General features: G+C 45.7%; 17 protein-coding genes. 6 read left to right on the top strand and 11 right to left on the bottom strand.

Annotated elements, in window-relative coordinates; genetic code table 11:
- Nucleotides 1-32 precede the first annotated feature (32 nt).
- Complete coding sequence (locus JUB15_RS09470; protein ID WP_207512235.1) at nt 33-3545, top strand: hypothetical protein; 3513 nt, start codon at nt 33-35, stop codon at nt 3543-3545.
- A gap of 226 nt (nt 3546-3771) precedes the next feature.
- On the opposite strand, the gene JUB15_RS09465 is transcribed toward JUB15_RS09470, so the two are convergent.
- From JUB15_RS09465 to JUB15_RS09435, 7 genes are all read right to left on the bottom strand, one after another.
- The gene (locus tag JUB15_RS09465) at nt 3772-4482 is read right to left on the bottom strand and encodes a DUF1361 domain-containing protein (RefSeq protein WP_207512234.1); all 711 of its coding nucleotides are present in this window, start codon (nt 4480-4482) and stop codon (nt 3772-3774) included.
- A 2-nt stretch (nt 4483-4484) separates the two neighbouring features.
- Entirely contained in the window at nt 4485-4856 is a 372-nt protein-coding gene (locus JUB15_RS09460) for a diacylglycerol kinase family protein (protein ID WP_207512233.1), read from the bottom strand.
- 20 nt (nt 4857-4876) lie between these two features.
- Complete coding sequence (locus JUB15_RS09455) at nt 4877-5296, bottom strand: hypothetical protein (protein ID WP_207512232.1); 420 nt, start codon at nt 5294-5296, stop codon at nt 4877-4879.
- Between the two features lie 10 nt (nt 5297-5306).
- Nucleotides 5307-6887, bottom strand: coding sequence for a DUF4153 domain-containing protein (locus JUB15_RS09450; protein WP_207512231.1), 1581 nt, complete (start codon nt 6885-6887; stop codon nt 5307-5309).
- Between the two features lie 12 nt (nt 6888-6899).
- Nucleotides 6900-8303: a B12-binding domain-containing radical SAM protein gene (locus JUB15_RS09445; protein ID WP_242696283.1), complete on the bottom strand. Its 1404-nt coding sequence runs from the start codon at nt 8301-8303 to the stop codon at nt 6900-6902.
- A gap of 94 nt (nt 8304-8397) precedes the next feature.
- Nucleotides 8398-8697, bottom strand: coding sequence for a winged helix-turn-helix domain-containing protein (locus JUB15_RS09440; protein ID WP_205509414.1), 300 nt, complete (start codon nt 8695-8697; stop codon nt 8398-8400).
- 16 nt (nt 8698-8713) lie between these two features.
- Nucleotides 8714-9367 carry a hypothetical protein gene (locus JUB15_RS09435; RefSeq protein ID WP_242696282.1) on the bottom strand — a complete coding sequence of 218 codons (654 nt, stop codon included), beginning with the start codon at nt 9365-9367 and terminating at the stop codon, nt 8714-8716.
- Between the two features lie 593 nt (nt 9368-9960).
- Between JUB15_RS09435 and JUB15_RS09430 the strand changes: the two genes are divergently transcribed.
- Entirely contained in the window at nt 9961-12468 is a 2508-nt protein-coding gene (locus JUB15_RS09430) for a DUF5686 family protein (RefSeq protein ID WP_207512230.1), read from the top strand.
- 621 nt (nt 12469-13089) lie between these two features.
- Here JUB15_RS09430 and JUB15_RS09425 read toward each other — a convergent pair.
- Nucleotides 13090-13602 (bottom strand): DUF4399 domain-containing protein, encoded by a 513-nt coding sequence (locus tag JUB15_RS09425; protein ID WP_207512229.1) that lies wholly within the window; start codon nt 13600-13602, stop codon nt 13090-13092.
- A 127-nt stretch (nt 13603-13729) separates the two neighbouring features.
- Here JUB15_RS09425 and JUB15_RS09420 point away from each other — a divergent pair, with 127 nt between their 5' ends.
- The gene (locus JUB15_RS09420) at nt 13730-13903 is read left to right on the top strand and encodes a hypothetical protein (protein WP_207512228.1); all 174 of its coding nucleotides are present in this window, start codon (nt 13730-13732) and stop codon (nt 13901-13903) included.
- Nucleotides 13904-14051: 148 nt separating this feature from the next.
- On the opposite strand, the gene JUB15_RS09415 is transcribed toward JUB15_RS09420, so the two are convergent.
- Nucleotides 14052-15257, bottom strand: a complete 1206-nt coding sequence (locus tag JUB15_RS09415; protein WP_207512227.1) for an aspartate aminotransferase family protein — start codon at nt 15255-15257, stop codon at nt 14052-14054.
- 201 nt (nt 15258-15458) lie between these two features.
- Here JUB15_RS09415 and JUB15_RS09410 point away from each other — a divergent pair, with 201 nt between their 5' ends.
- The 3 genes from JUB15_RS09410 (at nt 15459) to JUB15_RS09400 (ending at nt 16621) form a co-directional block, all read left to right on the top strand.
- Nucleotides 15459-15986: a gamma carbonic anhydrase family protein gene (locus tag JUB15_RS09410; protein WP_207512226.1), complete on the top strand. Its 528-nt coding sequence runs from the start codon at nt 15459-15461 to the stop codon at nt 15984-15986.
- 74 nt (nt 15987-16060) lie between these two features.
- Complete coding sequence (locus tag JUB15_RS09405) at nt 16061-16225, top strand: hypothetical protein (RefSeq protein WP_207512225.1); 165 nt, start codon at nt 16061-16063, stop codon at nt 16223-16225.
- Nucleotides 16226-16285: 60 nt separating this feature from the next.
- Nucleotides 16286-16621 (top strand): DUF3630 family protein, encoded by a 336-nt coding sequence (locus tag JUB15_RS09400; protein WP_205509422.1) that lies wholly within the window; start codon nt 16286-16288, stop codon nt 16619-16621.
- A gap of 127 nt (nt 16622-16748) precedes the next feature.
- Here JUB15_RS09400 and rsgA read toward each other — a convergent pair whose 3' ends face one another.
- Both rsgA and JUB15_RS09390 read right to left on the bottom strand, forming a co-directional pair.
- Nucleotides 16749-17678, bottom strand: coding sequence for a ribosome small subunit-dependent GTPase A (rsgA, locus tag JUB15_RS09395; protein ID WP_207512224.1), 930 nt, complete (start codon nt 17676-17678; stop codon nt 16749-16751).
- Nucleotides 17679-17770: 92 nt separating this feature from the next.
- Nucleotides 17771-18778: a vWA domain-containing protein gene (locus JUB15_RS09390; protein ID WP_207512223.1), complete on the bottom strand. Its 1008-nt coding sequence runs from the start codon at nt 18776-18778 to the stop codon at nt 17771-17773.
- Nucleotides 18779-18780 lie beyond the last annotated feature (2 nt).

Raw genomic sequence — 18780 nt, 5'->3', positions numbered from 1 at the left:
TGTTTTAACTTTAAAACATTTAAAGACAGGCTATGCAATTTCATCAGATTCAGCCAAAGACAAAAGTATTTTATTCGTTTCCCTTATTACTTGCCTTGTTGCTGCCATCCGTACTATTCGCCCAGGTGAATACTGTGGAGTTTGGAAAAAACCGGGTTCAGTACCGTAATTTCAAATGGCAATACTACCAAACTACCAATTTCAATACATATTTCTACGAAAATGGTCAAACCATTGCCAACTATGTAGCACAGGTTGCTGAAAGCGAACTGCCCGGCCTTGAACAGTTTGTGGAATATGGCCTGCAGCGCCGCGCCAATATTGTTATTTACAATCATTTTGACGAATTACGGCAATCCAATATCGGGCTGAACCTCGACTGGCAAACAACCGGCGGCACTACCAAGCTGGTAAATAACAAAATGGTGATCTACTTCGATGGTGACCATTCCAAATTACGCAAACAAATACGCCAGGGCATCGCCCGCATCCTGGTTGATAATATCCTCTTTGGCGACGACCTGGGAGAGTTTGCCACCAACCAGGCTTTGCTCGACCTTCCCAAATGGCTGGTTGACGGGTATGTAGATTACGTTTCAGAAGAATGGAGCCCCGAGTATGACAACGAACTGAAGCTGGCCCTGCTATCTGGCGAATACCGGAACTTCTACCAGCTGGCCTATGAAAAGCCGCTGCTGGCCGGTCACGCCTTCTGGCATTACCTGGCTGAAAAATATAAAAAAGAGAACGTCACCTACTTTCTATACCTGTCGCGCGTGTACCGCAATCTCAACAGCGCTTCGCAACGCATCTGCAAAAAGAAGTTTAAGGAAGTGCTGAAGGATTTTATGATGGAAAGATCGGAAATGTATGAAAAGGACCTCCGTGGCAGGCGCGATATTCCCAAAGGAACGGTTTCGATTGTAGAAGAAGTGACCAACAATAAAGACTTCCTTCATTTTACCCCAAACCCGGCGCCGCGCAGTCAAACCTATGCAGTTGTTGAATTCATTAAAGGCCAGTACCGCGTAGTTCTGTGGGATAATATGACCGTTAGAAAAGTGCTGTTAAAGACCGGTGTGCGGGCCAATGAGAACGAGATCAACCCCAATTATCCTTTGTTAGCCTGGGACGGCAAAGGCACCCGCCTGGCCTGTATTTACTGGTCGGAAGGAAAAGTGAATCTGTTCGTTTATGACATGGTGGCCCGGTTCAAACGAATAAAACAGGTAATACCCCATTTTGAACAGATCCAGGACATGCAGTTTATGCTGAACTCCAATACCCTGCTGTTAAGTGCGGTTCGCAATGGCCAGTCAGATATTTACATTTATAATATAGAAAAAGACACCTACGAGCAGGTTACCAATGACGCCTATGCCGACCTGGATGCGAGCTTTGTAGCCTTCCCCAACAAAACGGGTATTCTTTTCTCAAGTAACCGGCCCGATGCTACCACTAAAGGCGGCGACACGGCTGTGGCTTCCCAACGCTTTAATATCTTTCTCACCGACGTTTATAATAAAAGTGAATTCAGACAGATCTCCCAGCTAACAAGAATGAAGTATGGTAATGCGCGCTATCCCATGCAGTATAATACCTACCACTTCACGTTTGTAAGTGATGAAACCGGGATCTCCAACCGCTTTGCCGGCTTTTTCAATACGGTGCGTGCAGGCGTAGATACCGTGATACTGGTAGGTGACCAGGTCTTGCGCAACCCCGATCCCATGGAGATCGATTCTACGCTGAAAGCATGGGGTAAAACCGAACCGGATTCTGTATTCACGTTTTCGGTAACCAACGATTCGGCCTATGTATTCCCGATCACCAATTACCAAAGCGCCCTGCTGGAAACCAAAATTGCGGGTTACCAGGGCCAGGTAAGTGAAGTTCGGCAACAGGGAAATCTGAAATTCTTGTACCGCTTAAAAGTCGATGACGCTACCCTGCGCAAACGTAATCTCAATCCCCGGCCTACCGAATACCGGCGAAAGACGATCATAGCTGAACAGGCGGCCAGCGGAGCAGCGATACAATTCAACAAACCGAACGCTCAACCCGATAACCAGAAGATCAGCGATATTTTTGAAACAGGTTTTGAAAAAGAGAAAAAAGACACTGCGCAGCAGGCGCAGCCACAACAACCCGGTAACGTGCCTGTAGTACCTACTGTTCCCGAAACAAAAGAAGAAGAAAATGAATCGATCCTGAAAAAAGCCAAACGGTTCGATTACAAACTGAAGTTCTCAGTAGACAATTTCACCGGCGGCTTTAACAATGATGTGCTCATCAGCCGCTATCAGCCCTACACCGGTGGTTTACCGATCGTGTTGCAAAGTGGCGGTGCTTTCAACGGCATGCTCAAAGCCTCCATATTCGATCTGTTTGAAGACATTCGCTTTACCGGCGCCATGCGCCTGCCGCTGATCGGTGGCATTGGAACCGGCGCCTCCATCGGTGGCGGAGGTTCGGGAACCAACATTTTTGTACCGGTGAACCAGTCATTGTTCGATGGCGGCGGAGAATGGTATGGCCGCGTTGATTACCTCAAAAAGAGACTGGATTATTCATTGATCTACTATCGCCGTACCGACCTGGGTAATGTAACAGGTCTTAACGGAACTGTAGAACCATACGAAGGAAAGTCATATACCAACCTGTACCAGGCGGTGGTGAAATATCCGTTCGACAGGGTGCGCAGCATCCGGTTATCTGCCGGTATCCGTACCGACAAAGTGGTGGTGCGCGGTACCCAATTCGATACGGTTACATTAAAAACGCAGGAACTCAACAAACAGACCTTTGCAGTTACCCGCCTCGAATACGTTCATGACGACGCCATTCAAAAAGCCACCAATATCTGGAATGGTTTGCGGTACAAGATCTATATGGACCTCAATGGACAGATCAGCAAACCTTCTGAGGGCAATCTTAAACCCGGACGGTTCACTTATAATTTCGGTTTTGATGGCCGTTATTACTACCCCATTTACCGCAACTTCATTTGGGCCGGCCGCGTAGCAGGTGACTTCTCGTGGGGCAGCCAGAAGATCGTGTATTACCTGGGTGGTGTAGATGGCTGGATGTTCCCCAAATACAGCGAAAACCCCAGACCAACGGATCCCACTTATGCCTTCCAGTCACTGGCAGTTAACATGCGTGGTTTCCCCCAAAACGTAGCCAATGGCAACAATGCAGTGATCATAAACAGTGAATTCCGGTTACCGGTGTTCTCTACCCTGTTCAATAAACCGATCAATAATGCCTTCCTCCGCAACTTCCAGCTCATTCAGTTCATTGACCTCGGCAGCGCCTGGAATGGCACTTATGATAAACTGGCAAGACCACAGGTGGTGTATGGCAATCCGCCCGCCCAGGTGTTGATCAAAGCCGGTGGTATAGGACCTTTTGTTGGCGGTTATGGATTTGGTGCCCGCAGCACCCTGCTGGGCTATTTCCTTCGCCTGGATGCCGGTTGGGAAATGAACGTTTTCTTCAAAGGAAAACCCTATTTGCATTTTGCCATGGGCGTAGATTTTTAACATCAGCCCCTAAAAAGGGTGAGCACATACAAAATACTTAAGCCTCGCGATTACGATCGCGAGGCTTTTTAATTTGTTGCAGAGGAACTATAAACATGCGGGAAGGTTAACAATTCATGATCTTCTTACCTCCTGCCTCTTACTTCTTTAAATAAAGGCGCTATGAGAACAAAGCGCCTTTTTGTGGATAAACCAACCGCTATAATGGAAGGGTATAGCGCCTGGATCAATGAATAGCTTTATGTAATTTTTTTAAGGTCAGGTACACAAGTGTCATGAATACCGAAAAACACGCCACCATGCCCCACGCATACACATGCTGCACCGGATGTAAGAACATCTTTCCTAAATAGGCCACTACGCCTAAGGGGTTGGTGATAATATTCCAGCTGTTGAACCGGGGATAACGGCCCATATAAACACCCAATGCATTCAGGAACATAATGGGATAAATGAATAATAATTCATGTCTGCCGGGTAAATAAGGCTGGATCATTTTTTCCATTTGCCGCACCGATAAGATGCCCAGCAACAACCCATTCCAGGCGAATGAAATGATCATTGCCAGATCGAACCAATTGGGCACATTTTTATGTTTACCCAGGTGAAACAGGTCGGTAAGTATGTAAAACGAATTGGGAATGAACAAAAGCCATACAAATGAAATAGTGGCAAACTTTACCGGCCTGGCCTGCAATTGCGGCCGCTTCTGCAACCACGACGAGATCATATAGGGCAGCCATGCCAGGAAAAGATTCCAGTTCATGAAAATGAATGTCAATCGGTCGGTGTACAGGATGCGGGCTGTCACGAGTGCAATGCTGAAGGCCATTGACAGTACCAGCATACGGTCTATCTCGCTACCCGTTGACCTGAACCATAACCAGGGATTCCAATTAACCGTTTTATCGATCAATTTCGTTGGCGCTACTTTCATTGTTAAAATAATTTAGGAATGAATACAACAATGCCTACTATGAATGCAGTAATGGCAGCTATTAACACAGCACCGGCAGCCAGGTCTTTGATAAATTTTATTTCGGGATGACGCTGATCTGACACAAAATCCATTACCCGCTCTATACAGGTATTGAAGATCTCGGCCACCCAAACAAAGCCGATGGCAAATACCAGGGCCAGCAATTCATTTTTAGTGACCCCTGCCAGGGCTGCGAGGGTAAATACCACGATGGTAGCCATAAAATGGATCCAGGCATTATGCTCTTTGAGTAAAAAAGCACCCAGCCCCTCGAATGCAAAGCGGAAGCTCCTGATTCTTGACCGGATTGAAAAGTCCTCCTGTGAATTCATAAACTTTATTTTATAAATAGTTAAGATGGTAATGTTTCTGAATAAAGTTTTTTGAGGGATTTACGGGTAGTTATCACTGCAAACAGCAAGCCTGCCAGGGTAGCTGCAAGGATCAGGTTCAGAAGTGAATCTTCCTCAAACGCCGCTCCATGCAATAGCATTGAGATCCATACATATAACAGCAAGATCAGTAATGCCAGCCAAAAAGTGAGCCAGGCGATTTTAGCCGGCACCTCATAAGGTAACCAGACAGATGCTTTGACCAGCGGCGTGATCAACATCAGTAATGGCAGCGTTACAATAAACCCACCGATCAAAACAATCATACAAATAAATACTGCAAAGAATTCTTCGGCAAACGTGAATCCAATACTCAATAGAGTTGCACTCATCATCAGTGTTTTTGCCCAGATCTTTACCGCTATAGACACTGAGGTCATACCTATTCCTTTATTTAGTTACAGCAACCAATTTCTTCCGTTGAAAATATTTTTTTGTATACGCATCGGCGTAGTTCCAAGACAACCACGAGTACTGCTCCTGTTTTATCACGAATTGCTTTTCCCGTTGTTTCAACTGCTCAATAAAACAAGTATCGCAGGCAGGCATTTCAGCATCCGATGCCGGCTTCAGTTGGCGTTCGCGCTGTTGCAGGGCTGTTATATTTGTATCCAGCAGGGGTAAGGCCTTATCTGATAAGGATAACAAAAATTCGACATCCAGCTCAACCGTATTTTGTCTTTTCAGGTTATAACCGGCGATGAACTCGTCCCAGTGAATGGTAGTAGCCAGCACCAGCACCACTATTCCCGCCCATGCATTCACCCTGAACAGAAAGTAATTGGTTTTCCTGTTCCATATTTTCACGAATACGGTAAACAGCCCTACCAGCACCATTAATAAAAAGAATAATACGCCTATTCGCTTATACGCCAGCCCATGCTTGAGAATATAATAATAGTCTCGCAGGAATACAGAGCTCACCAACATAGCGTTCTGAATGATCCAGGCGTAAGCGCCAACCTTCAACCATTTATTCCGTTTGTAAAAGTTCAGATTGCCTTTGAAGAAGAATAACAAAATAGCCATTGCCAGCACAATTGATACGATGAGCAGTTCCGTTCCTTCATGCACCATTTTGTATACCGGCTGCCCAATCTTATACGAGAAATGCAGCCATAAAAAATTCAGGTCAATGGCATTAACAACCAACAGCAACACATTCAACAGGATCAGACTGATGATACCGGTGGTATTTTCATTCTTCAATGCCATCATACCGCTGGCCATTTTTCCCATGATCAATTCAACGAACTGGAAAAAAGCGTTGCTTCTTTTCTGGGTTAGTGTTTTGCGTGACCGTTGCAACCGATCATTTAACCGCGCTTCGCGTACACTGAAATAATCCAGTTTACTTTTGAGTAAGATGGAACCCGAGAACAGCAGCCCCAATAAAAGGAACAGTAATCGCTGCCAGGAGAAGAAATCGAAAAAATACCTGAAGAACAGCTCCAATTGAACGCCGATCTGGCCTGCTATTGCTGAAAAAACACTGTTGGCCACGCGGTAGATACAAAAAAATACTACCAGCAAAATAAGCGGGAACACAGCAAAACGGATCATGCGGCTGATCCCTTTGCCTTTAACGGCCGGCCTTTTGCTGAAGCGGATCGGCTCTGCAAAAGAGGCCGCCACCATCACAATGTTCATCAATACAGAACCACCGGCAAACCATACCGAACGATGGGCATATTCAGCAAAACCTGCTACCAGCAACAGGGTAATAAAAAAAGCAATTTTACTCAGGTCGGTATTGTGCACAACTACCATGGCCAAACAAACCAGGTGGCCCAGCAATAACCAGTTTACAGAAGCATGTTGCCGGGCGTTGGGGTACAGGTAAAACAATGCCGACAATAAAAAGGCATCGAACAAAACAGTATTAATAGCCAGTTTCTCCTTCCAGAAAACCAGGTTGAACAAAACAGCACCGGTTGTTACCAGTATGATCTTTACAAGGTCTTTATTCATAGTGTCGTTATTTTATGCAATAGCCGGAAACGGGCTTACAGATGTGTTGATTTTATTGTTCTTTACTTTTGATAAAATAGCTTCCAGTAATGGCAGCATGTTATTGAGCCCTTTTGTTTTTATAATAAAATTCCATAGGGGTTCAAACTTCTTCCAGCCACCGGCGTAGGCAAAATGTTTCAGTTGGTGCTTCAGCGTATCGTGCTGCAGACTGGCCCGGCAAATGTTCTTCCAGGAATAGAATGATCTATACGCGTGGTCGTAACCAGCTTTAAGTTCTTCTGCATTCAGGCCTACTGTTTTATACACCACCTGGCGGGTATCGTACAGGTCCCAGTTACGATGTAATAAGCGACCCTGCTGCTCCATTGATTGATACAAGCGGGTGCCGGGATAAGGAGTGAGTATATGAAAAGTGCAGGTGGTCAATGCACTTTTTACTGCCCATTCTACCGTTCTGTCAAATACAGCTTTGTCATCATCATCCAAACCAAATACAAAACTGCCGTTGATCATAATGCCCAGTGAATGGCAGCGATTGATAGCTTCGCGATAATCTTTTCCGAGGTTCTGTTTTTTATTGCTTTGAGCAAGATTTGCATTGCTGAGGGTTTCAAAACCTATGAATACACTTCGCAAACCGGCTTCTGCTGCTTGTTCAATGAGGTTGCCCCTTAAAATGGCATCGATCGTAGATGCTCCCTGGAACACCCTGTTCATCCCTTTCATACCTTCAAACAAGGCGCTTGAAAATTTTTGATTGCCTAATAAATGATCATCTAAAAAATAAAGATGCCTGCCGGGCAAACGGTCAATTTCAGCCAGGGCTGCATCAACCCGTTGGGTATAGAACGATTTGCCACCTTCGAAAAAAGCATCTTTATAACAGAAATCACAATGGTGCGGACAACCTCTCGATACTACGATGGAGTTGGGCACCAGGTACTGATCGCGTTTGATGAGGTCGCGGCGGATGGGTGGAATTGTTGTGATATTGCGTTTGCTGTTTACATATACTTTACGGGGTGTTTTATTGCTGAAGTCTTTCAGGAACTCTGGAAATGTATCCTCACCCGGACCAATAAAAATACTGTCGGCATGCTGTTTAGCTTCTTCAGGAAGTGATGAAACATGCAAACCACCCAGGCACACATACACCCCGCGCTGGCGGTAATGGTCGGCCAGCCTGTAAGCCCGGAATGCATTGGTGATATACACCTGTATGATTACCAGATCGGGTGTATCATTTATTTGCAACTCTTCTACATGCTCGTCCTGCAGGTCGATATCATCATCAGGTGAACAATAGGCCGCCAATGTAGCCAGCCCGAGCGGCGGGAACAATGAGTATTTGATGGGGCGCCAGTAAGGGCTTTTCGCCTCGGTAAGCGCCGGTAAGATCATTTTTATTTTCATGGCTATACTTTAAATGTTATTCATGGCTATACCAGAGATCAACTATTAGTTATAAAAAGCGCTTTGTATTTCAAAGTGCAAGGGCAAAAAAAATTTACTTCATGCCTTTGATCATATTTTCCAATGCTTCAATATGGTCTTTGAATGCTTTTTCACCAGCCCTGGTAATAGAATAGGTTGTATTTGTTTTCCGGCCAATAAAACCTTTGTGAACTTTAATGTATCCGTTCTCTTCCAGGTTCACCATATGGGATGCCAGGTTGCCATCGGTTACATCGAGCATTTTCTTCAGGTCATTAAAACTCACCTCCTCATTCACGATGAGAATGCTCATGACTCCCATTCGAATGCGGCTATCAAAAATTTTATTAAGATTTTCAATCGGGTTCTTCATGCAAATAAATTATTGTCTAACGCTGCCGTTCATACTTCCACCACATAATGGCGCCATACAGAATATGCAATATGCCAAAACCGGCGGCCCAAAAATACAATCCGTTAACACCACTCCATAAATTTATAATCCCCAGTATAAGTTGTCCATAGCCCAGGTAACGGATCTCGCCCAGGGTGTACTTCGATGCATTCACCAGCGCAAGACCGTAAAAGATCAAACAACCAGGCGCCACCAGTTCAAAATAATGCAGTTCTATGGCGCGAAGAATGACAAGTCCACCAATGACCATAGGCAATATTGTATTCCAGGCGAGGCGCTGCACGGTGCGGTCCCACATAGGTGTGCCATTGCGCCGGCTGCGTAGCCAGGTAAATACGAATGCCGAAATAAAGGCTGTAATGAATGTAATGCCGGCAATTATGATCAGGTCGCTGTATAGCGTTGCCGCGCTTTCGCTTACGTAATCGTTTTCGCCGTGGTAAGTCCTGCCATTACGTCTTACCTGCAGATAAGCGCTGATACGCTGCTGTGCGGCCCATGCACCCAAGAGCGCGCAGATGCCGGCACAGATCCCGCTCCACCCGCTCAGGGATATAAAGCGTGAAGACCTTTCCATCATTCTTTTAATGTCCTGCAGGGTTTCCAGCGGGGGATGTTGGCTATCCATATAAAGCACTTTGTAAAACAAAGTAAGTAGCAATTTTTGAGATTTGCAAACTTTTTCCTGCCAAAATATAAATTGACTGCAACCGGGAACTGGCGGGACTGGCAAAAATGAATATCATTTTTAGGTATGTGTAAGCAGGGGTCTGCATTGTACGCTTCCTATGTTCGGCACTTAGCGTAATAAAAAAAATTTGCTGGCCGTACTATATAACCCCAAACTAACAGTTGGTCGCGTTAGCACAAAAAGGTTTTCTGCAAACATACCATTGATCAATGATGGCAGCTACAATGATCTGTTGAACAGGATTCACGGGCTATATAGCGGCAACGCTGGCACCGCTTAATTATTGAATAACACAACGACTAATTTCAGAAATACCCGAATACCATAAAAGACATTGGTTGAAACCGCTGCCAAACGCTGCTACAACATTATAATTGCGGATTTTCACGCCAATTACGCCATCACGAAAAGTATGTTCGGCGGATTTACTGCGGTTTTACCGGGAAATGGTACCGTTTTATCGGTTTTAACAAAATGCTTTTCTTTCTGTTATTGTATTTTTGGGCCGGAAACAAACCGACCTTATAAGAATGCCTATTAGACCACTTAAACTCCTGCTGTTGATATTGTTGACCCAAAACGCAATAGCTCAAACCAGGATACTGAAAGGAACTGTCAAAGATGCCCATAGCGACGAACGTATCCCTTTCGCCTCTATGCAATTTAAATCTCAAAAAACCGGCAAACTCAGCGACTCAGCAGGATCATTTATCTTTCGTTTTAACGAATGGCCTACAGACACCCTGATCATCTCTTACGTAGGTTATCGGGATTTTAAATTGCCATTCGACAGCTTTCTGCTGCAACGTGCCAAAGACAATGTTTTAGACATCAGTATATTGATGGAACGCGGCAAGTTTGACGCCGTGGTAGTTAAGAAAAAGATCGACCGCGGCCTGCTGATGTGGAAACGCATTGTAAAGCACAAAGCCAAGAATGACCGCTACCGCTTCCGTAATTTCTCCTACGAGTTGTACAATAAACTGGAAGTAGATATCAAGAACATCAAAAAAGAAAAATGGGAGAACCTGCCCTTCATCAAGAAGTTCAATTTTGTGCTGAACAATATTGACACCACCGAAGAGGGTGTGCCCTATTTACCGGTTTATATTACAGAGGCCATTTCAAACTATTACTATCAGAAATCGCCGCTTCGGCGCCGGGAAGTATTTAAAGGCACCAAAAGCCTCGGGGTGAACAATGAAAGCGTGTCGAAACTCCTGGGCGGTATCGATCAGAACGTAAACTTCTACGCCAACTTCATCCCCGTATTCGATAAACAGTTTGTTAGTCCCATCAGCGATAACGGCGACGCCTTCTACAATTACAAAGTGCTGGATACGCAAATGGTGAACGGCCGCCGGCTCATTCACTTCTTCTTTATACCGAAACATAAAGGACAAAACACTTTTGAAGGCGATTGCTGGGTGCATGACACCACTTTTGCCATTCAGAAAATGAACCTTCGCCTGGGCAAAGAAGCCAATGTGAACTATGTGAACAAGCTGAGCCTGATCCAGGAATTCAGTCTGCTGAACGATACCACCTGGTTCCTTACCAGAGATAAATTTGTGGTAGACCTTTCCCTTTTATCGGGCGAAAAAATGCTGGCGGCTATTGGCAGAAAGACCACTACCTACAAAGACGTTGTGGTAAATGATACGTCGGTAACCAATGAACTGGCGAAGAACAAACTGATCGAAGAAACGATATTTCCGCCTCAGGCGAATAATGCGCCCGATTCATTCTGGGCTCAAAATCGCCATGAAGAATTGACCGTAACGGAAAAGAAACTGTACCAAACCATCGATACCCTCTTAAAATTACCCGCTTTTCAACGTGCAGTGAAAACGGTCAATTTCCTGGCAACAGGTTACCTCGATGTGGGCAATTTCGAGATCGGTCCCTGGTACAACTGGGTATTCTCGAACGTGCTGGAAGGATGGCGTTTTCGCTGGGACCTGGGCACCAACAAGTACTTCAGTAAAAAGCTGCGGTTACATGGTTATCTGGCATATGGCACCAAAGACCAGCAATTCAAATATGAAGCGGACGCCATGTGGCTGTTCAATAAAAATCCACGCGCCTATATTTTTGCGAAGTATTCAAAAGACATTGACTACGGCCAGAACTATTTAGATGAGGTTAGCCAGGATAACATTTTTGCGCTGGCGGTCAGAAAGAACGGTGTGCCCATTAAATTCCTGAAAACAGAATTAATGCAGCTGGATCTGTTCAAAGAATGGCATTCCGGTTTCTCCGTTACACTGAGTGGCGTTCGGAAGTTGTACAACCCATTATTGAACCTGCCCGAAAAAGAGATCTTCCTGGATGGCAATGGCGGTACAAAACCATTAAATACGTTTGAAGCTTCGGTACAACTCCGTTTTGCTTATCTGGAAAAATTCCTGGAAGGTACCTTTTACCGGTATAGCATGGGGAGCCCCTATCCTATCACTACCATCAAATACACAAGAGGTATGAAGGGTGTGTTTGACAGCCATTATGAATACAGCAAATTAAGCGGCAGTATTTCCGACTACTTAAAAATATCACCGTACGGAACGGTTTATTATAACGTATTTGGCGGTAAGACCTTCGGCACCTTACCTTTTATGATGTTGGATGTAGCGCCCGGTAATGAGATCTATTATTATAACAAGTATGCATATAGCTTAATGAACCGCTGGCAATACCTGCACGACCAGTATGCCGGTTTCAATTTCGAACATAATATCGGAGCGGGTATTTTCCGTTTCACCCCGCTTACGCGCAGGTTAAAGTTCCGCCAGTTCTATACGGTTAAAGGATTGTGGGGCAGCCTGAGTGAAGAGAACAAGGGGTTGAATATGCCTGCCGGTTCGACTTACATTTTTGAATCACTGGATGGTAAAACATACCTGGAGCTTGGCACCGGTGTTGACAATATCTTCAAGGTATTGCGGTTTGATTTTGTTTGGCGGGTATTACCCCAACCGTTGCCCGAAGCAGCTTCTCAACGCTGGGGCGTATTTGGTAGCTTTAGATTACAATTCTAATGGTGAGTGGTGAATAGTGAGCGGTGAGTGGTGAAAAATAAAAAAACAGGAACCAGAGAACTGGCTCCTGGTAAAGTGTAATTTGCGATACTTCACAAAGAAAAAGAACTACAATAATCTGCTACTGAAACCGAAAATGAAATTCAGGGGGGACTTCATTTTTTACCGGAACAATAACCGACTACCACTAATTAAAACAACCCAACAAGGCCGAAGTACCAAACAACTTGAAAATAATTTACCATATTTGATTTTGGTCAATGAAAGACTAGGTTTACTTGATTTATATAAATAAAAAGGGGCGACTAGAAAATCGCCCCGCAGGTCATGCCCTCAAAGCTATTGCATAGACCTTGTTTAACTTCTTCAAAAATATTATACAGAACTATAAATAAATAATTTTTTAGACGAGCTGCAGTATTTTAACAAATAAGTCATCTAAAATGACGACATATAACATCAAGTATTTGTGTAAAATAGACACTTTAATAATTTTCTAATCTGACTCAATCGATTGCGCTAAATAATTCCACAACTGACCTGCACTATCCTGTTACTACAAATAAAAAGGGCAGAACCTTTTTATCGGAATCTGCCCCGGTTCATTTATTGCTAAAGCAATTATTTCTGCACATTCACGGTTACTGTAGCAGCCAGTTTACTGCCATAAGAACGATGGATACCATCGGCATACTGTAAGGTAAGTTTGTGCTCACCCGGCGTAAGGTTCAGTTCTGCTGTTTTTTGTGCATTGCCAAAATGCAGGTGGGTAGAATCTTTCGGCACTACGGTACCAATAGCCAGTGAGTCGCCGGCATCGATCAAAATATGATGGTGGCCAGATGCTGGTTTCAATACACCCGCCGTATCCAGGGCAATACCAGATACACCCATTTCAACCTTGAAAGGCGATTTGATTTTCTGACCATTTTTCAGGTTCACAAAGAACACTTTAGCGCCTTGCGGAATATCGGGCACAGGAGCAATTGCACCGGAAGTATCAGCATGAGGATGCATAGAATCTACCGTAGCGGTTGCCGCAGTAGTGTCGGTATTAACTTCTTCTTTGGCGCCGCCATCGTTACAAGCTACTAAACCAACGAGCAAAAAGGGAATAAGATCAATTTTACGCATAGCCTATTTTTGAGGTGATTAATAAAGGTGAACCTGTCGCACAACATCAAAAGATGGCGCAAATTTAATGGTATCTCATCGATATCCCCTCTATTGCCAACTCATTAACAATCAAAAAACCAGTGGATTGCAGCTAGATGCCGGTTGCCTGCGAAGCAAAAGCCCTGGAAACCAGTATCCGGTAAACCGGCAATTGTTCAGGGCTGCGAAGCAAAAGCCCCGGAAACCGGTATCCGGTAAACCGGCAATTGTTCAGGGCTGCGAAGCAAAAGCCCGGAAACCGGTTACCGGTAACCGGTAACCGGTAACCGGTAACTGTTCAGGCCTGCGAAGCAACAGCCCCGGAAACCAGTATCCGGTAAACCGGCAATTGTTCAGGGCTGTGAAGCAAAAGCCCTGGAAACCGGTATCCGGTAACCGGTAACTGTCTGGACATTATCATTACCGATTCATGGATTGCCGGTGGCCGCCACCTGTATGCCATCCAGCACCTGCAAAATGGTTTTAATAGCCTTCTTTATTTCTTTAGTTGAAATAGTCAATGGCGGGGCTATACGCATGCATTCCGGTGCAAAAAGGAACCAGTCGGTAAGAATGCCCTTTTGCAAACAGCCATCGATCACCTGTTTATTGATATCAAAATGTTCAAATTCAACAGCGATCAGTAACCCGTTCACCCGCACCGCCCTGATAAGCGGGTGTTGCAGCATTTCCCTGAACAGCGCTGCTTTATCGCCAACCTGTTCTATGATCCCTTCTTTCAGCAATACTTTAAACGCGGCCAGTCCGGCGGCACAACAAACAGGATGGCCGCCAAAAGTGGTAATATGCCCCAGTACCGGGTTTTCAGTAAATACCTGCATGATATTCTTGTCGGCCACAAAAGCGCCCAGCGGCATGCCGCCGCCCAGGGCTTTACCCAGCAAAACTATATCCGGCACCACATTGAACTGTTCGAACCCCCAAATAGTGCCCGTACGGCCAAAGCCAGCCTGAATTTCGTCGAGGATCAGCAGGGCGCCGGTCTCTGTACATTTTTGCCGAAGCGCAGCCATCCATTGGGCAGAAGGGGTAAACACCCCTCTTTCGGCCTGAACGGTTTCGGCTATTACGCAGGCTGTTTGGGTGGTAATTTCGTGCAGTGAAGCAGGATCGTCATATTCAAGGTGCAGTACATCGGGCAGCAGCGGACGGAAAGCGTTCCGCCAATGTTCATCACCCATGATACTGAGGGCGCCCTGCGTGGAGCCATGGTAGCTTTTATTGAAAGCAATGATCTGTGTCCGGTTCGTATAGCGTTTGGCCAGTTTCATAGCGCCCTCGGTGGCCTCGGCCCCCGAGTTGGTAAAATACACCGAGTTCAGCGAGGCAGGCAAATGATCGGTGAGCCATTTGGCGTATTGCACCTGGGGCGTTTCTATCATTTCGCCATACACCAGCAGGTGCATATAGTCGTTCAGCTGCTTTTTGATGGCCTTTACCACTTTCGGGTGGCGATGCCCTACATTGCATACGCTGATGCCCGCTATCAGATCCAGGAATTTTTTACCGGACGCGTCGCGGAGGGTGCTGCCGGCTGCTTTTACGATCTCGAGACCCAGCGGCGCCGGTGAAGTTTGCGCCACATGCTGCAGGAATAATTCGCGTTTGTTCATAATCAGGGCAAAGATAGCCGGTTACCAGGTACCAGTTGCCGGGTACCAGTTGTCAACGCCTGGGTATGCCGGATATTAATGCGAGTTTACAAATTTCAAGGCCCGGTAACAGGAAACCGGAAACCGGAAACTGATTCACCAGATTTATTAGGATATTTGTCCCGTACACGCCTCGCAAACTATAACCATAAACTATACACCATGCCAGTGATCTTACATGTTGAAGGAAAATATCCTCAATTCGGAGCTAATTGTTTTATTGCCCCTAATGCTACCATCGTCGGAGATGTGGTGATGGGCGATGATTGCAGCATCTGGTTCAGTGCGGTAGTGCGGGGCGATGTGAACAGCATTCGCATGGGAAATAAAGTGAATATCCAGGACGGCGCCGTTATTCACTGCACGTATAAACGCACCGAGACCATCGTTGGCAACAATGTTTCCATTGGCCATAACGCCATTGTGCATGGCTGTACGATCGAAGACAATGTACTGGTAGGCATGGGCGCCATTATCATGGACAGGGCCCACATTGGTACCAATTCCATCATCGCGGCAGGCGCCGTGGTACTCGAAGGAACAGTTGTGCCACCCGGGACCATTTTTGCCGGCGTACCCGCTAAAAAGGTGAAAGACATTGTTGTATCGCAAATTCATACCGAAATCGACCGCATCGCCAACAATTACATCAAATATGCCGACTGGTTCCGGGATCAGGTAACCGAATAATTGCTTCTACCTATTGCATTTATGGCATAATATTTCTAGATTTAAGCGGTGTTTTACCCGTGAAAAAAAGGACTATGAAATCTATTAGAATTTTACTGTTTTTTGCCGTTGTGTTGTTTATTTTAGGTGGTGTTGCATGCAGTCCGAAATACGGCTGCCCCAGTAACGGCAAAAATGTGGGTGCCGAAAAGATCCTCAGTGGGGAAAAAGTTCCCAAAGCTAAAAAGTTCAGATCCTAGGTTTTGCTAAACCGGTTGAACGCGGTTCAACTGTATTTATATCACCCAAACCGTACTTTTATGAGCCTGACCCTACGCACCGATTTCGGCTGCACCGAGGCCATCATTGATGATGACTGTGGGCTGAAACGCTTTTATGAGGTAGCTAACATTCTCCTGGACGATCTGAAGATCCGGTTCACCAACAAGCAGGATGATTTTGATACCCTCACGTGGAACTTCACGTATAAAGGACATTTGCTCACGTTGTATTACAACATTTACACAGGTATTTCAATTTATCCTTACAAATTCAAGGAAGCTCCCCGCAAAGACAATGATGCGGTAATTGAAGTAGCCAAATTTCTGGAGACCAAATTGCTTGTGAACAAAGCCAAGCGTTTCATTGCGCAATAGTTCAATAGCGTTCGAAGATTGAACGATCGATTCCCACCAATATCCTCCCTTCTTTAAATTTCCAGTATCCGGTGTTTACCTTTTCAATGATGAAGTGAATATGACATTGCTTCCCTGTTGAACCTGTTTAATAGTTTTTATCATCAATAGATTCAAGGATGTTGACGTAGCTCACGTAGCGGTCTTCGTTGATGGTTCCGTTGATCACGGCTTCTTTAACGGCACAGCCAGGTTCATTTATGTGGAAGCAATTGTTGAACTGGCAGTTGGTGATGAGGCGCGCCATTTCAGGATAATAATGCGAGAGCTCCTGCCTGGTAATATCTACCAGCCCGAATTCGCGCATACCCGGCGTATCTATCACCCTGCCACCCGTGCCGGGCAGATCAAACATTTCAGCAAAAGTGGTCGTGTGCAAACCCTTGCCGCTCCAGCCGCTTACGTCCTGCGTTTTTAATTCCAGCTCGGGAAATATGGAATTAATGAAAGAGGATTTTCCTACACCGGAGTGCCCGCTCAACAGGGTGATCTTATTGGCCAGTGCATCCCGTACTTCCTCCACTCCTTCATTCGTTTTTACCGACATCAGCACTGTACGGTAGCCGATAGCCGCATACATCTCCTTCAATGCGGAATATTTTTCCAGCTCTTTATTCTTATACAGATCCGCTTTATTGAACACCACAATGGCCGGTACATGGTATGCTTCGCAGGTTACCAGGAAACGATCGATAAAGCCCTGCGAGGTCTTTGGTTCCCTGAGCGTAGCAAACAACAGCGACTGATCGATGTTAGCGGCCACAATATGATGCTGCTTCTTATGCGAAGGCGATTGCCGGTTGATATAATTGCGGCGGGGAAGGATTTCTGTAATGATGGCAGTATTGGCCGATTCACTTTCAATGTCAATCATCACTTCATCACCCACAGCAATGGGGTTGGTAGAAGTTATATCATCAATTTTGAATACGCCTTTTATCCGGGCACTCATCGCCCTGCCCGTTTCCGTCTTTATGTTGTACCAACTGCCGGTTGACCTGTAAACGATTGCTTTCATTGAGGTATAAAAGTACGCTAATCTATGATAGGTGTGGCATACTTTGAAAGTATGCCACACCTATCATTCCTGTGCCAGGATTTGGAACCGCGTTACGGGAACTTCTTAAAGAGTGTATAGCGCAAAAATATCTCCAGCAATAACAGGGCGGCGGCGGCAAACGCAAAAGGAAAGAACCGCTCGGTATATCGCTTAAGGGAAGTAACTTCTATGCGTGATTTTTCCAGTTTGTCGATCTCGGCATATATCCGTTTCAGACTCTCATTGTCACGGGCCCTGAAATACAAACCTCCGGTTTCTGTGGCGATCATCCGCAGCAGCTTTTCATCAATATTCACTTTCTGCTGCCGCGTGGTGGTGCCGCCGCTGCCGTCGGGAATTGGTACGGGCGCATATCCCTCGGATCCCACGCCGATGGTGTACACGCGCACGCCATAGGCTTTTGCCAGTTCTTTACCGGCCAGTGGGTCTATGCGGCCGCCCTGGTCTTCACCATCGGTCAACAGGATGATCACTTTCGACTTTGTTTTCACATTCTTTAGCCGGTCAACAGCCACGCCCAGGCCATCGCCAATGGCAGTGCCATCTTCGAGCAACCCGCGCTGAATGTTAGCGATCTGGGTCTTCAATACTGCCTTATCGGTTGTCAGGGGCACAAGGGTAAAACTTTCTCCGGAGAAGATAACCACGCCAATGCGGTCGGTGGGGCGCATATCTACAAAGGAGGCAGCCATTTGTTTCGAAGCTTCCATGCGGTCGGGCAGAAAATCCTGTGCGAGCATACTACCGCTCACGTCCATACAAAGCACGATATCGATGCCTTGTCCGGCCTTCAGTTCTTCATCATTACGTGTTTGCGGCCGGGCCATAGCCATTATAACGCAGCTCAGGGCCAACAGCCGGAGCACAAAAGGTGCATGCCGGAATGTAGTTTTCCAGGAACTGCTTTTGCGATACACTGCCAGTGAAGACACTTTTACTGAACCCTGCTGCCGGTTGTACTTGTTAAGGTACCAGTACAGCATAACGGGGATCAGCACAAACAATCCGAATACTTCAGGATAGGCAAATGTTATATTTTCAAACCAATTGTACAGCAAGG

Origin of the sequence: Longitalea luteola (assembly GCF_017356035.1) — a bacterium.
Lineage (GTDB): Bacteria > Bacteroidota > Bacteroidia > Chitinophagales > Chitinophagaceae > Niastella > Niastella luteola.
This window is presented reverse-complemented; position numbering and strand designations above follow the sequence as displayed.

Coding starts and splice junctions, on each gene's coding strand:
- JUB15_RS09470 (WP_207512235.1), top strand. CDS start 33: ATGCAATTTCATCAGATTCAGCCAAAGACAAAAGTATTTTATTCGTTT.
- JUB15_RS09465 (WP_207512234.1), bottom strand. CDS start 4,482: ATGAAAGTAGCGCCAACGAAATTGATCGATAAAACGGTTAATTGGAAT.
- JUB15_RS09460 (WP_207512233.1), bottom strand. CDS start 4,856: ATGAATTCACAGGAGGACTTTTCAATCCGGTCAAGAATCAGGAGCTTC.
- JUB15_RS09455 (WP_207512232.1), bottom strand. CDS start 5,296: ATGACCTCAGTGTCTATAGCGGTAAAGATCTGGGCAAAAACACTGATG.
- JUB15_RS09450 (WP_207512231.1), bottom strand. CDS start 6,887: ATGAATAAAGACCTTGTAAAGATCATACTGGTAACAACCGGTGCTGTT.
- JUB15_RS09445 (WP_242696283.1), bottom strand. CDS start 8,303: ATGAAAATAAAAATGATCTTACCGGCGCTTACCGAGGCGAAAAGCCCT.
- JUB15_RS09440 (WP_205509414.1), bottom strand. CDS start 8,697: ATGAAGAACCCGATTGAAAATCTTAATAAAATTTTTGATAGCCGCATT.
- JUB15_RS09435 (WP_242696282.1), bottom strand. CDS start 9,367: ATGGATAGCCAACATCCCCCGCTGGAAACCCTGCAGGACATTAAAAGA.
- JUB15_RS09430 (WP_207512230.1), top strand. CDS start 9,961: ATGCCTATTAGACCACTTAAACTCCTGCTGTTGATATTGTTGACCCAA.
- JUB15_RS09425 (WP_207512229.1), bottom strand. CDS start 13,602: ATGCGTAAAATTGATCTTATTCCCTTTTTGCTCGTTGGTTTAGTAGCT.
- JUB15_RS09415 (WP_207512227.1), bottom strand. CDS start 15,257: ATGAACAAACGCGAATTATTCCTGCAGCATGTGGCGCAAACTTCACCG.
- JUB15_RS09410 (WP_207512226.1), top strand. CDS start 15,459: ATGCCAGTGATCTTACATGTTGAAGGAAAATATCCTCAATTCGGAGCT.
- JUB15_RS09405 (WP_207512225.1), top strand. CDS start 16,061: ATGAAATCTATTAGAATTTTACTGTTTTTTGCCGTTGTGTTGTTTATT.
- JUB15_RS09400 (WP_205509422.1), top strand. CDS start 16,286: ATGAGCCTGACCCTACGCACCGATTTCGGCTGCACCGAGGCCATCATT.
- rsgA (WP_207512224.1), bottom strand. CDS start 17,678: ATGAAAGCAATCGTTTACAGGTCAACCGGCAGTTGGTACAACATAAAG.